Origin of the sequence: Diaphorobacter sp. HDW4A (genome assembly GCF_011305995.1) — a bacterium.
Classification (GTDB): Bacteria; Pseudomonadota; Gammaproteobacteria; order Burkholderiales; family Burkholderiaceae_C; genus Diaphorobacter_A.
The window spans coordinates 3,739,608-3,753,480 of the sequence record NZ_CP049910.1 but is presented as its reverse complement, the minus strand read 5'-3'; the positions used below and the strand labels follow the sequence as shown (position 1 = coordinate 3,753,480).

At 58.1% G+C, this 13,873-nt stretch carries 13 protein-coding genes and 1 tRNA gene; 6 read left to right on the top strand and 8 right to left on the bottom strand.

Annotation, left to right across the window (positions count from 1 at the left end):
• Positions 1-17 precede the first annotated feature (17 nt).
• The 7 genes from zapD to G7047_RS17110 form a co-directional block, all read right to left on the bottom strand.
• Positions 18-773 (bottom strand): cell division protein ZapD, encoded by a 756-nt coding sequence (gene zapD / locus G7047_RS17140; protein WP_166307985.1) that lies wholly within the window; start codon positions 771-773, stop codon positions 18-20.
• Positions 774-846: 73 nt separating this feature from the next.
• The gene (coaE, locus tag G7047_RS17135) at positions 847-1,467 is read right to left on the bottom strand and encodes a dephospho-CoA kinase (RefSeq protein WP_166307982.1); all 621 of its coding nucleotides are present in this window, start codon (positions 1,465-1,467) and stop codon (positions 847-849) included.
• A gap of 7 nt (positions 1,468-1,474) precedes the next feature.
• Positions 1,475-2,443, bottom strand: coding sequence for an A24 family peptidase (locus G7047_RS17130; RefSeq protein WP_166307979.1), 969 nt, complete (start codon positions 2,441-2,443; stop codon positions 1,475-1,477).
• Positions 2,443-3,660 carry a type II secretion system F family protein gene (locus G7047_RS17125; RefSeq protein WP_166307976.1) on the bottom strand — a complete coding sequence of 406 codons (1,218 nt, stop codon included), beginning with the start codon at positions 3,658-3,660 and terminating at the stop codon, positions 2,443-2,445. The genes G7047_RS17130 and G7047_RS17125 overlap by 1 nt, the downstream gene beginning before the upstream one ends.
• A 27-nt stretch (positions 3,661-3,687) precedes the next feature.
• Positions 3,688-5,424, bottom strand: a complete 1,737-nt coding sequence (gene pilB / locus G7047_RS17120; RefSeq protein ID WP_166307973.1) for a type IV-A pilus assembly ATPase PilB — start codon at positions 5,422-5,424, stop codon at positions 3,688-3,690.
• A gap of 454 nt (positions 5,425-5,878) precedes the next feature.
• Positions 5,879-5,955: transfer RNA gene (locus G7047_RS17115), tRNA-Pro, on the bottom strand.
• 25 nt (positions 5,956-5,980) lie between these two features.
• Positions 5,981-6,910 (bottom strand): polyprenyl synthetase family protein, encoded by a 930-nt coding sequence (locus G7047_RS17110; protein WP_166312117.1) that lies wholly within the window; start codon positions 6,908-6,910, stop codon positions 5,981-5,983.
• Positions 6,911-7,230: 320 nt separating this feature from the next.
• Between G7047_RS17110 and rplU the strand changes: the two genes are divergently transcribed.
• The 4 genes from rplU (at position 7,231) to proB (ending at position 10,558) form a co-directional block, all read left to right on the top strand.
• Positions 7,231-7,542: a 50S ribosomal protein L21 gene (gene rplU, locus G7047_RS17105; protein WP_166307970.1), complete on the top strand. Its 312-nt coding sequence runs from the start codon at positions 7,231-7,233 to the stop codon at positions 7,540-7,542.
• Positions 7,543-7,553: 11 nt separating this feature from the next.
• The gene (gene rpmA / locus G7047_RS17100) at positions 7,554-7,811 is read left to right on the top strand and encodes a 50S ribosomal protein L27 (protein ID WP_166307967.1); all 258 of its coding nucleotides are present in this window, start codon (positions 7,554-7,556) and stop codon (positions 7,809-7,811) included.
• 358 nt (positions 7,812-8,169) lie between these two features.
• Positions 8,170-9,300, top strand: a complete 1,131-nt coding sequence (cgtA, locus tag G7047_RS17095; protein WP_166307964.1) for an Obg family GTPase CgtA — start codon at positions 8,170-8,172, stop codon at positions 9,298-9,300.
• Between the two features lie 118 nt (positions 9,301-9,418).
• Positions 9,419-10,558 (top strand): glutamate 5-kinase, encoded by a 1,140-nt coding sequence (proB, locus tag G7047_RS17090; RefSeq protein WP_166307961.1) that lies wholly within the window; start codon positions 9,419-9,421, stop codon positions 10,556-10,558.
• An 82-nt stretch (positions 10,559-10,640) separates the two neighbouring features.
• Here proB and G7047_RS17085 read toward each other — a convergent pair whose 3' ends face one another.
• Positions 10,641-11,354 (bottom strand): RNA pyrophosphohydrolase, encoded by a 714-nt coding sequence (locus G7047_RS17085; RefSeq protein WP_166307958.1) that lies wholly within the window; start codon positions 11,352-11,354, stop codon positions 10,641-10,643.
• Positions 11,355-11,444: 90 nt separating this feature from the next.
• Here G7047_RS17085 and G7047_RS17080 point away from each other — a divergent pair, with 90 nt between their 5' ends.
• Together G7047_RS17080 and G7047_RS17075 are read left to right on the top strand one after the other, a co-directional pair.
• The gene (locus tag G7047_RS17080) at positions 11,445-13,190 is read left to right on the top strand and encodes a proline--tRNA ligase (protein ID WP_166307955.1); all 1,746 of its coding nucleotides are present in this window, start codon (positions 11,445-11,447) and stop codon (positions 13,188-13,190) included.
• Entirely contained in the window at positions 13,187-13,870 is a 684-nt protein-coding gene (locus tag G7047_RS17075; RefSeq protein ID WP_166307952.1) for a lytic transglycosylase domain-containing protein, read from the top strand. Before G7047_RS17080 ends, G7047_RS17075 begins: the two co-directional genes overlap by 4 nt.
• Positions 13,871-13,873 lie beyond the last annotated feature (3 nt).

Below are 13,873 nucleotides of genomic sequence, written 5' to 3'. Positions count from 1 at the left end.
TTTGACGTTCGCTCCCATCAGGTGCACAGCGTCAATTCGAAGCTGGCATCTTCCGTGGCCGGCAACAGCTTGCCGTTTTCGTCTTGTTGCATCATTCGTACAGAAACCAACAGACGATTGCCACTGATTTCGGGAATCAGCTTGAATGCGGGATCGATGCGCAGGCGCAGCAGATTGAATGTGCGACCATGCGGGAGAGTCTGTTGAAACTGTCCCCGTGTAGTCACGACTTTTTGCGGCATGCCGGAGTCGCGCATCAACCGCAGCAGCAGGAGGACTGACTCGGCCAGCGGTGCCAGTGAGTGGGACCAATCTTCCAGATCACGATGGCGCTTTTCTGGTGGCAGATTGCGCCACGCGTGATAAGCGGGCAGGTCAAAGCTGCAGGTGCCGCCCGGAATGCCCACGCGGCTGCGGATGCTCATCAGCCACTCGTTGTCGGTGAGCGATTGACCCGTCTTGCCGTTCTGCGCATTGAGATCACTGAAGCAACCGTCAAGTTGCTTCACGAAGCCATCGAGAACACGCTCGGAAATGGAGGGGTTGCCACGGTAGGAGTCAAGCACCAGCTTCTGCTTGTCGAGATCCTTGAGCACATCGGTTTTGAGGTCGGCACGGGCGGCCACGTCCATGATCTCGAAGATGGTGACCAGAGCAAAATGATGGTCCAGAGGATGTGCGCGCGGGATCAGTTCGCCAAGGCGGCGAAACAACTGCTCCAACCGTAAGTAGGTTCTCAGGCGTTCGTTGAAAGGATATTCGTAGAGAATCACGCTGCGGGCTTCTCGGGTTTCTTCTGCTCAAATGGTGCTGGATGATTGATTTGTATCAGCACTTTGGGGCACATCATAGCCCGAACTGGTCAGCGATCTCGCGAGCTTTTGTTTGCAGATCTAACAAAGACAACCCATCGTTAAAAATCACCCAGTCCGCAGCGGCCCTGCGCTGTTGTCGATTGGCCTGAGCCGCGATGATGGCTTCGATGGCATCCCGCCCTAGTCCGTTGCGCTGTTGTACCCGTGCAATCTGAGTCTCGCGCGTGCAATCGACGACGATGACTTGGTCGAGTTGCGATGGCCAATGGCGAGACTCCACCAGCAATGGGATGTCGAACACGATGACACGAATTCCGGCTTGGGCAGCCGCAGCGGCGGCTGCCCAAGTGGCCTGGCCAACGAGCGGATGGACGATGGCTTCGAGTCGCCCTTTGGCGCTGGCGTCCTTGAACACCAGATCGCGCATGCGGGCACGATCCAGAGCGCCCGATGCATCCACGAATTCATCGCCGAACATGTCGCGGATCTGCGGAACGGCCACGCCACCAGCGGCAGTCACTGCACGTGCATTCTGGTCAGCATCGATGAGCGCAGCACCAAGATCACGCAGCATGCCGCCCACGGTGCTTTTGCCACTGCCGATGCCACCGGTGAGTCCGATGTGCAGGCTGGTTCGCTTGAGCCGTGTCATATCGGACTCAGCCCTGAGGAAGTCCGAGGACGGAGAACACGGCCTGCAGAATGCGCTGCGGTCCAAAGCTCATCGCCGTCAGTCCACCAAGCGCCAGAAAGGGGCCGAACGGCACATACTTCCCTTCGCGCAGCGAGCTCACCATTTTCATGCCAAGGCCGACGATGGCGCCGATGACGGAGGCCATGAGGATGATCGGTACGAGTGCTGTCCAGCCGAACCACGCACCAAGTGCCGCAAACAGCTTGAAGTCGCCATAACCCATGCCTTCCTTGCCCGTGACGAGCTTGAAGGCCCAGTAAACCAGCCAGAGCGATAGATATCCGGCAGCTGCGCCGAACACGGAGTCCATCAACGGCACCGGCAGCCAGTGCATTGCCGAACCAATCAACCCGGCCCAGACGAGCGGCAGCGTGATGCTGTCGGGCAGGAAAGTCGTATCCCAGTCGATCATGGCCAATGCAATGATGGTGGCCGAGAAGCCGCACCACATCAGCGTCGTCATCGACCATCCCCATTTTGTGGTGCACAGATAGAAGAAGGCGCCCGTGACCAGTTCCACAAGTGGGTAGCGAGGACTGATGCGGGCCTTGCAGCCAGAGCATTTACCGCCCAACGCGAGATAACTCACCACGGGAATGTTCTCGTACCAGCGAATCGCATGGCCGCAATGCGGGCAGCGCGAAGCGGGGGTCATGAGGTTGAACTTGTCGTCATCGACGGGTTCTGTCTGCTTTTTGCCCAGTCCAGAAATCCAGCCGATGAGACTGAACACCTTTTCTTCCTTCGCTTGCAGAACTTCGTCCTTGTCGTTGGTGACCTTGAAGCCTTTGTCTGCAGCGAACAGCAGAATCTCCTGGACCCAATCCCGCTCCATCATCACTGGCACACGGTGAATCACTACATTCAGAAAACTGCCGATCAGCAAACCAAGAATGCCGATGGCAACGGCATCCATCCAATCCACACCAAACATCAAACCACCTGACCCAGCTTGAAGATGGGGAGGTACATGGACACCACGATACCACCGATCAATGTGCCGAGGAACACGATGATGATTGGCTCCATCAGGCTGGAGAGGCCCGCTACCATTTCGTCCACCTCGGCTTCATAGAAGTCGGCTGACTTGCCCAGCATGTGGTCGATGGAACCCGATTCTTCACCGATGGCCACCATCTGGATCACCATTGACGGAAACACGTTCGCGTTCGTCATGGCATTGGTCAGGCTGGTACCGGTCGAGACCTCGTTCTGGATCTTGGTCGTGGCTTCGCTGTACACCGAGTTGCCGGAGGCACCACCCACTGAATCCAGCGCTTCCACTAGCGGAACACCTGCAGCGAACATGGTGGAGAGCGTTCGTGTCCAGCGTGCGATGCAGGACTTGTTGATCAGATCACCGAAGATCGGCATCTTGAGCAGCGCGCGATCCATGAAGCGCTGCATTTTTTCGCTGCGTTTCCATGCCTGCATGAAGAAGTATCCGCCGCCGCCGATGACGCCGAAGATCAGCCACCAATAGGCTACAAAGAACTCACTGATACCCATCACGATCAAGGTGGGGGCTGGCAGGTCGGCTCCGAACGAAGTGAAAACTTCCTTGAAGGCCGGGATCACGAAAATCATGATGACGGTCACCACGACGAAGGCCACCACGATCACTGCACAGGGATACATCAGAGCGGAGCGGATCTTCGACTTGATCGCCTCCGTCTTTTCCATGTAGGTTGCAAGACGATCCAGCAGCGCTTCCAGAATACCGGCCTGTTCGCCGGCCTCTACCAGGTTGCAGTAGAGGCTGTCGAAATACATCGGGAACTTGCGGAAGGCGGAGTTCAGCGACGTGCCCGTCTCCACATCGCCGCGGATGTCGTTGAGCAGCTTGGTCACGCTGGGGTTGGTGTTGCCGCGACCGACGATGTCGAAGGCCTGCAGCAGCGGCACGCCGGCCTTCATCATGGTCGCCATCTGGCGGGTGAAGAGCGCAATATCCTTGGGCTTGATCTTCTTGCCCGAGCGCATGCGGCGCTTCTTGATCTTGGTGGCCAGTACACCCTGACGGCGCAGCGTGGCCTTGACCTGATTTTCTCCAGCCGCACGAATTTCGCCGCGCACGACCTTGCCACCGCGGTCCTTGCCTTCCCACTCGTAGACAAAGTCCTTGATTCCCCTCGATGCTGCAGTTGCCATACCGTGTCGATGCTTTCCTCAGTTTTATTATTCGTTGGTGCAGGCCAGAACTTCTTCCAGCGAAGTCATGCCGGTTCGGGCCTTGTACAGGCCAGAGGTGCGCAGCGAACGCACGCCCTCCAGGCGCGCCTGTTTGGCGATCTCCAATGCGCTGCCATCGCGAAGAATGATGCGTTGCATTTCTTCCGAGATCGGCATCACCTCGTAGATGCCGACCCGGCCCTTGTAGCCGTTGTTGCAGGCGCTGCAGCCCACGGGCTTGTAGGTCACCCAGGAACCATCGATCTCTTCTTCTAGATATCCGGCGTCCACCAGCGCTTCGTGCGGGATGTCGGCTGGCTCCTTGCAATTGGGGCAAAGGCGGCGAGCAAGACGCTGAGCGGTGATCAGAATCACGCTCGACGCGATGTTGAATGGCGCAATCCCCATGTTGCGCATCCGCGTCAACGTGGTGGGCGCATCGTTCGTGTGCAGCGTGGAAAGCACCAAGTGACCGGTCTGAGCGGCCTTGATGGCGATGTCCGCCGTTTCCAGGTCACGGATTTCACCGACCATGATGATGTCCGGATCCTGACGCAGAAACGCCTTGAGTGCGACCGCGAAGTTCATCCCCGCCTTTTCATTGACGTTGACCTGATTCACGCCTGGCAAGTTGATTTCGGACGGGTCTTCCGCCGTCGAAATGTTTACTCCGGGTTTGTTGAGCAGGTTCAGGCAGGTGTAGAGCGACACGGTCTTGCCAGAGCCAGTGGGGCCGGTGACCAGAATCATGCCGTAGGGGCGGCCGATGGCTGTGAGCAGGCGTGCCTTTTCCTCGGGTTCGTAGCCGAGGGCCTCAATGCCGAGCTTGGCGCTGCTGGGGTCCAGAATACGGATCACGATCTTCTCGCCAAACAACGTCGGCAAAGTGCTCACACGGAAATCGATCACACGATCGGCCCCGATCTTGAGCTTCATTCGGCCGTCCTGTGGCACACGCTTTTCTGAAATATCGAGGCGCGAGATCACCTTGATGCGTGAGGCCAGCTTTTCCTTGATGGCTGGCGGTGGGCTGGAGATTTCCCGCAATTCACCATCGATGCGAAAACGCACGCGGTAGGTGTGTTCATAGGGTTCGAAATGTAGGTCGGATGCGCGCATGTTGAATGCGTCGATCAGCATCTTCTGCAGAAATTTGACGATGGGAGCGTCTTCGACGTCGTTCTGTCCGACGTCCTGCGAATCCTCCGCCACTTCGACCGGGACGTCGCCGAACTCGAAATCTCCACCTGACACGATGCTGTCCAAGGCCTCTGAGGCACCTTTGGTGATCTTCTCTACGAACTTGCCAAGCTTATCGTACTCAGCAATGATCCAGTCGACGCCCATCTGGGTCGTGAACTTGATCTGCTCGGCCGCCTCGTGGTCGGTCGGGTCGGCTGTTGCAATGATGAGACGATTGCCGCGCTTGTTCAGTACCGCGACACGATAGTTCAGGCAGATTTTGGCGTCGAGTGCGTCCTGTGGCAGACGCATGGTGTCCAGTGCGTCGACATCGATCAACGGGGCTCCGAAAACGCTTGAAACCGTATGTGCCAGCTCGGCGGCGGTAATGATTCCCGAGTTGATCAGTTCCGCGATGAAGGCGGACTTCGAGCCCTGCACCTTCTTGGCGATGTCTTCTGCGGCCTTCTGATCAAGTTTCCCAGCAGACATCAATGTTCTGGCCAGTCCTGGCAGAACGATGGGGGTCACGCTTTTGGGGGCGGTATCAACAGCGGCCATGAATGCAATTGATTTGTGTCGTGGAAAGGAAGGACGATCCTATCATCGCTGATTCGCAACAAGCTGTACAGCGAGCTTGGGCCGATTGTGCGGCGTCAAGAACTCAAAGAGATTCGAAACGGGTGTTCGTGCAGTTTTGCGTTTTATATGATTGTAGTTCGTTGATTTCAAACAAATTATTGCCGTTTTGGTACGACTGCATGTTATCCCTTCCGAAGGGGGTGATGGCGCGACTAGAGATGTTTCGCCTCACCAAAATCCATGGTGCGTTCGTCGAGACCGTCGGGATTCAGTTGGTAATTGTTAACAGGCGAAGGCGGATTCTGTTGCGCAACGCCGATGGCGGGCGCATTTACAGTGGCGGTTTTTCCGTGACATGGTGCTGATCCGCACAAGTTGAATTCCCCAACGAAAAGAGCCAGAACAGCAAGTGGCTGCTCTGGCTCTTGAATTGTGGTCGGGGTGAGAGGATTCGAACCTCCGGCCTCTACGTCCCGAACGTAGCGCTCTACCAGGCTAAGCTACACCCCGATGGTGCGGCTTCGCTGCTTGGAAATCAGATGCGTCGACCAAGCAACGAACCTGCCAATTTTAGCAGTCCGTCTGTGTAGGCATTGGCCTGAAGGGTGGAAATGGCATCAATGGCGAGTCGGGCTTGAGAGGCGGCGGCATCGCGGGTGGCGTCAAGCGCGCCCGTGGTTTTCACGATCTCTATCACTGCAGCTAGATTGTCGGCTTCGCCCACTTCGATGGCGTTTCTGATCAGCGCACATTGATCGGCGTTGCCGCGTTGCATGGCGATGATGAGGGGCAGCGTGACCTTGCCCTCGCGGAGATCATCGCCGAGATTCTTGCCCATCTCAGCGGCATCGCCGTCGTAGTCGAGCACATCGTCGATCACTTGGAATGCGGTGCCGATCGCCTGCCCGTAGGCCGCGCAGGCCTTCTCCACGTTGGGGGAACTGCCTGCAAGCACGGGCGCGAGGCGCGCGCTGGCTTCGAACAGCTTGGCGGTCTTGGAGCGGATCACATTCAGATAGGCGGCTTCGGACAGTGATGCATCGTGGGTGTTCATGAGCTGCTGCACTTCGCCCTCGGCGATGATGTTCGTCGCCTCGGCAAGGATGTGCATGACGCGCATGTTATTCGTGTCCACCATCATCTGGAAGGCGCGCGAATACAGGAAGTCGCCCACCAGAACGCTGGCCGGATTGCCGAAGTTCTCGTTGGCGGTGGGGCGGCCGCGTCGCAGGGTGGATTCGTCAACCACGTCGTCGTGCAACAGGGTTGCGGTGTGGATGAATTCCACCACCGCTGCCAGATTGAAGCGCTGTGCGTCCTTGTAGCCGAGCGCGCCGGACATCAGCAGCAGCAGGGCGGGGCGCAGGCGCTTGCCGCCAGCTGAAATGATGTACTGAGCGACCTGGCTCACCAACGGCACCGAGGAGCTGAGGCGTGCGGCGATGACTTTGTCCACTTCACGCATGTCGTCGGCGATCAATGCGAGTGTGGCGCTGGTGCTGTTGTTGTTGGCGGCCAAGGTGATGCAGTCAGAGTGTTGTCAAAGACTCAAATTATAGGAAGGACGGATCGCCTTCCTGTTGAGGCATGGGATAAGTCGAGCATGAAAGCCTGCGGATTGTGCTCTGTGCCAGACCAAATGGCGATTTGGCGGCTCACTTTGCCATAGGCTTGCGTGCTGCCTTTCGGGGCATCGTGGCAGGGCTTGCCAGCAGTCAACCGACTAGGGTATACTCTTGGGTTCCGCGAAAGTTCGTTTGCGGAGCTCATATCAAAGAGGTTTACATGTACGCGGTCATAAAAACCGGTGGCAAGCAATATCGTGTTGCTGCTGGCGAAAAAATCAAAGTAGAACAGATTGCTGCGGACGTAGGCCAGGAAATTGTGATCGACCAGGTTTTGGCAGTCGGCAACGGCGCAGAACTCAAGGTTGGTGCACCCCTGGTGTCCGGCGCATCTGTGACAGCAACGGTTGTTGCTCACGGCAAGCACGACAAAGTGCGCATCTTCAAGTTGCGTCGTCGCAAGCACTACGCAAAGTCTCAAGGTCACCGTCAACAGTTCACCGAACTGCTGATCGGCGCTATTGCTGCTTAAGGGGATAGGTCATGGCACAGAAAAAAGGCGGCGGCTCTACGCGAAACGGTCGTGACTCCAAGCCAAAAATGCTGGGCGTCAAGGCTTACGGTGGTGAACTGATCAGCGCTGGCTCGATCATCGTTCGTCAACGCGGCACACGCATTCACGCTGGCGTGAACGTGGGTCAGGGCAAGGATCACACTTTGTTCGCACTGGTTGATGGTCACGTGACTTTCGGCCACAAGGGCGCAATGAACAAGCACACCGTGAGCATCACTCCGGTTTAAGCTGTTCGCTGAACACACAGCCAAGCCCCGATCCGTCGGGGCTTTGTTGTTTTTGGCTTTTTGTTTTTGGTTTTTCTTGTTTTGTGCGAAGCCTTCCGGCTTCGATTGGTTGGTCGTTTGGAGGTGCCAATATGGCCCTTCATGCGTTGTTGCGAAGCCTTGCCGTACGAGAGTACTGTCTGCGGCTTCGACGCCTAGCCTGAAGGGCCATCTTGGCATTGTGGCTGGGCGATCGAAGGCCAATTGCGCTTCCGGCGCCGCTGTGCGGTGTTTTTGCCGCGTTTGCCTTGAAGTTGATTTCAGGGCCCAAGTCCTTTCCTTCGAGTGCGGAACGGGCGATTTTGTAAACTCCTGCATCATGAAGTTCGTCGACGAAGCCTATATTGACATTGCCGCTGGGGACGGGGGCAATGGCTGCGTGTCGTTCCGCCACGAGAAGTACAAGGAATTCGGGGGGCCGGATGGCGGTGACGGTGGTCGTGGTGGCCATGTATTTGCCGTGGCCGATCCGAATCTGAATACCTTGGTTGATTACCGTTTTTCGCGCCGGCACGAGGCGCAGCGCGGGGAGCACGGCAAGGGCTCGGACATGTTTGGCGTGGCGGGCAAGGATGTCACGCTGCGCATGCCGGTGGGCACGATCATCACGGATGCCGAGACAGGCGAGGTGTTGTTCGAGCTGCTTAACGCGGGCGAGGTGATCACCATTGCCAAGGGCGGCGATGGCGGCTTTGGCAATCTGCGTTTCAAGAGCGCGATCAACCGCGCTCCGCGTCAGAAGACCCCCGGCTTTCCGGGTGATCGCCGCAATCTGAAGCTGGAGTTGAAGGTGCTGGCCGATGTGGGTCTGCTGGGCATGCCGAATGCGGGCAAGTCGACTTTCATTGCGGCGGTGTCGAATGCGCGCCCCAAGATTGCCGACTATCCGTTCACGACGCTGCACCCGAATCTGGGTGTGGTGCGCGTCGGTCCCGAGCAGAGCTTCGTGATCGCCGATATTCCCGGGTTGATCGAAGGTGCCTCGGAAGGAGCCGGACTGGGCCATCAGTTCTTGCGCCATCTGCAGCGTACGCGCCTGCTGCTGCATATCGTCGACGTGGCACCATTTGATGACAATGTCGATCCGGTGGAGCAGGCCAAGGCTATCGTCGAGGAACTGCGCAAGTACGACGCAGAACTCTACGGCAAGCCCCGCTGGCTGGTTCTCAATAAGCTGGACATGGTGCCCGAAGAGGATCGCGCCAAGCTGGTGAAAGATTTCGTCAAACGCTTCAAGTGGAAGGGTCCGGTGTTTGAAATTTCCGCGCTTACCCGTGAAGGTTGCGAACCGTTGATCAAGACGATCTTCCAGCATGTGCATGCCGAGCAATTGGCGCAGAACACGCCAGAAGAAGTGGATCCGCGTTTCCTGTCGAAGGATGAGGTGGATGTGCATGATGATCCGCGCTTTGATCCTCGTTTTGCGCCGGGTGAAGACGACAGGGTTTGATTCGTCGAAAGCGCCGTCATCATTCCCATGAAAGCCGTCTGACGTTTCATAATGGCTTGCGCTCGTGGCCAGTGCATTGCGCTGTAGTCCGGGCTCCAGCGCCAACTACACACAGAAAATGGTCTCCAATGTTTTGAGCGATGCACGTCGCATCGTGGTGAAGGTCGGCTCCAGTCTCGTGACCAACGAGGGAAAGGGGCTGGATGAAGTTGCCATCGGCGAATGGAGTCGTCAGCTGGCGGCGCTTGTGCAAGGTGATGGCGGCGTGCGCCGCGAGGTCATCATGGTCTCGAGCGGTGCCATTGCCGAGGGCATGAAACGCTTGGGCTGGACGACCAGGCCGAGCGAGATCCATGAACTGCAGGCCGCTGCAGCGGTGGGGCAGATGGGTCTTGCCCAGATGTACGAGACCAAGCTGCGCGAGCAGGGTATGCGCAATGCCCAGGTACTACTCACTCATGCAGATCTGGCAGATCGCGAGCGCTATTTGAATGCGCGCGTCACGCTGCTGACCCTCTTGCGTCTGGGAGTGGTGCCAGTCATCAATGAGAACGACACTGTCGTGACCGACGAAATCAAGTTTGGCGACAACGACACGCTGGGTGCGCTGGTTGCCAATCTGGTGGAGGCGGACGTGCTGGTGATTCTGACCGACCAGAAGGGCCTATACACCGCCGATCCGCGCCGTGATCCGGATGCGAAATTTGTGGATGTCGCGGACGCGGGCGATCCATCGCTCGAAGTCATGGCAGGTGGTGCAGGTTCCAGCATTGGCAAGGGCGGCATGATCACCAAGATTCTGGCGGCCAAGCGAGCGGCCGGCTCAGGTGCTTCCACCGTGATTGCCTGGGGACGTGAAAAGGATGTGCTGATCCGTCTGGCCAATGGCGAATCTATCGGCACGTTGCTGGTTGCGCAGACGCAGAAAACGCAGGCGCGCAAGCAGTGGATGGCTGATCATTTGCAAATGCGCGGTGCGGTGACTGTGGATGCGGGAGCTGCTGCCAAGCTGATCGGTAGTGGCAAGAGCTTGCTGCCCATCGGCATGATTGCGGTGGAGGGTGACTTTGTGCGCGGCGACGTCATCGGCATCAAGAACGAAAGTGGCGCAGAAATCGCGCGCGGCCTGGCGAACTATGCAAGTGCCGAGGCTCGTTTGCTGTGTCGCAAGCCGTCTTCGGAATTCGAGCAGTTGCTAGGATACACGGCGGAGCCCGAGATGGTGCATCGCGACAATCTGGTGCTCGCACATCACTGAGACAATGCTCAGTGGAAACGCCCGGAAACCAGGGGTTTCCGGGGTTGTGTCGCTGATGGGTGACAGGGCCTCTTGTGAGGGGCTAGTCGTGCTGCAGTGGCTTGCTGGGTGTCAGCGTCTGCGACATGTCATCGAGCAGTTCCTCGTCCGGTGCAAGAACCCTGCTTTGTGGATTGGGGTCGAAACTCGCCCCAGGCGGAAGTTCCATGCCCGGTTTGAGCATCATCGAATTAAAGCGCGTTGCGGTCGGCTGAACTACATCGAGAACCGGTTGCCCATCTCTCGAACGCATGCCGCTTCGCAGATAGCGATTGCGCTGCTCGTGCCGCGGAAGAAAGCGGGCCAGTTCGGTGAGCGCCATTTCATAGACGCCTCGCTTGAACTCCACCACCACATCGAGCGGAACCCAATAATCGTTCCAACGCCAAGCGTCGAACTCTGGATGATTGGTAGCCCGCAGGTTCAAATCCCAGTCGTGCCCCATCAATTGCAGGAGATACCAGATCTGCTTCTGGCCCTTGTAATGTCCGCGCGCATCGCGGCGGATATACCGGTCAGGCACCTCGTAGCGCAACCAGTCCCGCGTACGGGCAATGATCCTGACATGGTCGGGCAGAAGCCCGACTTCTTCGTGAAGCTCCCGAAACATGGCTTGCTCGGGGGATTCCCCGCGATCAATACCACCTTGAGGGAACTGCCAACTGTGCGTCCGGATCCTTTTTCCCCAGAATACCTGGTTCCTCTGGTTGAGCAGGATGATGCCGACGTTCGGGCGAAATCCGTCCCGGTCGAGCATAATCTAACCTCAAATTCATAAACTGTGTCCATTATGCACGGTACCCCGCGCGCGGCAAGCGGGCTAACCTCAGTGGCCTGAGATCGATAGATGAAAGCTTCCCAATTCCTTATTTCCACCCTCAAAGAAGCCCCCGCAGATGCGGAAGTCGTCAGCCACAAGCTGATGACGCGGGCGGGCATGATCAAAAAGCTCGGGGCGGGTATCTACAACTACATGCCCATGGGCCTGCGCGTGGTGCGCAAGGTCGAGGCCATCGTGCGCGAGGAAATGAACCGCGCTGGTGCCGTCGAGTGCACCATGCCGGTGGTTCAGCCGGCCGAGCTCTGGCAGGAAACGGGCCGCTTCGAGAAGATGGGCCCGGAGCTGCTGCGCATCAAGGATCGCCATGAACGTGATTTCGTGATCCAGCCGACCAGCGAAGAAGTTGTCACCGACATTGCCCGTCAGGAGTTCCGCAGCTACAAGCAGTTGCCCAAGAACCTCTACCAGATCCAGACCAAGTTCCGCGACGAGCGCCGTCCGCGCTTCGGCTTGATGCGTGGGCGCGAGTTCATCATGAAGGACGCATACAGCTTTGACCGCGACCAACTTGCGGCGAAGGCGAGCTATCAAGTCATGGCGGCGGCCTATCGCCGCATCTTTGATCGCTTTGGACTCCGTTACCGTGCAGTCGCTGCGGATTCGGGGGCCATCGGTGGTGATCTGAGCGAAGAGTTTCAAGTGATCGCCTCGACCGGCGAAGACGCCATCGTCTATTGCCCGAGTAGCGAATACGCGGCCAACATGGAAAAGGCCGAGGCGCTCGCTCCCACGGGTCCGCGTCCCGCCGCCACCAAGCCCCAAACGCTGACGCCTACACCGGGCAAAGCGACCTGTGGCGAAGTTGCCGAATTGCTGGGTGTTGATTTGTCAACAACTGTCAAGTCATTGGTTTTGGCGACAGATGAAGTCAATGATCAAGGCGAAGTTGTGAACAGTCAGGTTTGGTTGTTGCTTCTGCGCGGCGACCATGACATGAACGAGATCAAGGTCAGCAAGGTTCCGGGTCTGGAAGCGAACTTTCGCTTCGCCACGTTGTCCGAGATCGAAGAGCACTTCGGTTGCAAGCCCGGCTATCTGGGCCCGCTGAACATGAAGAAGTCCGTGAAGATCGTTGCTGATCGCGACGTGGCTTTGATGGCGGACTGGATTTGCGGTGCAAACCAGATCGATCACCACATCACCGGCGTGAACTGGAGGCGTGATCTGCCGGAGCCGGATCTGGTGGCGGACCTTCGCAACGTGGTTGCGGGTGACAAGTCTCCTGATGGCAAGGGTGAGTTGGCTATCGAGCGCGGTATCGAGGTGGGCCATGTGTTCTACCTCGGCACCAAGTACAGCAAAGCCATGAACGCGACCTTCCTTGCTGAGGACGGAAAGCCCGCCTTCTTCGAGATGGGCTGCTACGGCATCGGCGTGACGCGCCTGCCAGCTGCTGCCATCGAGCAGAACCATGACGAGCGCGGCATCATCTGGCCTGACGCGATTGCACCATTCACGGTGGTGATCTGCCCGATCGGTATGGACCGCAACGAGGAAGTGAAGGCCGCCGCTGAAAAGTTGTATGTCGAATTCCAGACGGCAGGCGTTGATGTGTTGCTGGACGACCGTGGCGAGCGTCCCGGTGCGATGTTCGCGGACTGGGAACTGATCGGTGTGCCACACCGTGTGGTGATCTCGGACCGTGGTCTGAAGGAAGGCCAACTGGAGTACCAGGGCCGCCGTGATGCCGCCGCCACCAAGGTCGCTGTGGGCGACGTGTTTGTGCATGTGAAGGAACGTTTGAAGGTATGAGCTTGAAGGAAAGTGTCACTGAGGGAGGAGAGCAGCGAGAGGAGGGCGTGTCGCGCCGTTCGCTCATGCTGTCCCTGTCTGCAGCTCCGTTGGGCATGCTGGGTGTGCCACAGACGGCGCACGCGGGTGGTCAACTCGAAGAGCCGCTGATGGACTCGGTGCGCACGGCCCTGAGCTCTGCCGTTGCCAATCAGGGGCCGCCGGAGCCCCTGTTTGCAACGACCGAGGCGCGCATCATGTATCTGCGCTGGCTCGGCACGATGAGCGACAAGCTGCGCAAGCGTAAGCCTGAATGGGAGGTGCGACGCGACTTCCTGCAGACCGTCTGGTACGAATCCAAACGCGCGGGGCTCGATACGTCGTTGGTACTAGGGCTCGTGCAAGTGGAAAGTGCCTTCCGCAAGTTCGCAGTCTCGCCGGTGGGGGCGCGCGGTTACATGCAGGTCATGCCCTTCTGGACGCGGGTGATCGGCGACGGCGACGCGGGCAAGCTGTTCCAGATGCAGACCAATCTGCGCTTCGGCTGCGTGATCCTGCGTCACTATCTGGACCGTGAAAAGGGCGACACTTTCATGGCCCTCGGCCGCTACAACGGCAGCCGTGGCCGTGATCCGTATCCTAACGCCGTATACAGCGCGCAACGCAACTGGCTCTTCAACGAAAAAGTCACCTCGGCCTGATCA

What these genes read in the sequence shown, in the direction of transcription:
- pilB (WP_166307973.1), bottom strand. Translation starts at nt 5,424, where the DNA reads ATGGCCGCTGTTGATACCGCCCCCAAAAGCGTGACCCCCATCGTTCTG.
- rplU (WP_166307970.1), top strand. Translation starts at nt 7,231, where the DNA reads ATGTACGCGGTCATAAAAACCGGTGGCAAGCAATATCGTGTTGCTGCT.
- G7047_RS17080 (WP_166307955.1), top strand. Translation starts at nt 11,445, where the DNA reads ATGAAAGCTTCCCAATTCCTTATTTCCACCCTCAAAGAAGCCCCCGCA.
- G7047_RS17085 (WP_166307958.1), bottom strand. Translation starts at nt 11,354, where the DNA reads ATGCTCGACCGGGACGGATTTCGCCCGAACGTCGGCATCATCCTGCTC.
- G7047_RS17075 (WP_166307952.1), top strand. Translation starts at nt 13,187, where the DNA reads ATGAGCTTGAAGGAAAGTGTCACTGAGGGAGGAGAGCAGCGAGAGGAG.
- coaE (WP_166307982.1), bottom strand. Translation starts at nt 1,467, where the DNA reads ATGACACGGCTCAAGCGAACCAGCCTGCACATCGGACTCACCGGTGGC.
- G7047_RS17125 (WP_166307976.1), bottom strand. Translation starts at nt 3,660, where the DNA reads ATGGCAACTGCAGCATCGAGGGGAATCAAGGACTTTGTCTACGAGTGG.
- G7047_RS17110 (WP_166312117.1), bottom strand. Translation starts at nt 6,910, where the DNA reads ATGCGTGAAGTGGACAAAGTCATCGCCGCACGCCTCAGCTCCTCGGTG.
- proB (WP_166307961.1), top strand. Translation starts at nt 9,419, where the DNA reads ATGGTCTCCAATGTTTTGAGCGATGCACGTCGCATCGTGGTGAAGGTC.
- G7047_RS17130 (WP_166307979.1), bottom strand. Translation starts at nt 2,443, where the DNA reads ATGTTTGGTGTGGATTGGATGGATGCCGTTGCCATCGGCATTCTTGGT.
- cgtA (WP_166307964.1), top strand. Translation starts at nt 8,170, where the DNA reads ATGAAGTTCGTCGACGAAGCCTATATTGACATTGCCGCTGGGGACGGG.
- rpmA (WP_166307967.1), top strand. Translation starts at nt 7,554, where the DNA reads ATGGCACAGAAAAAAGGCGGCGGCTCTACGCGAAACGGTCGTGACTCC.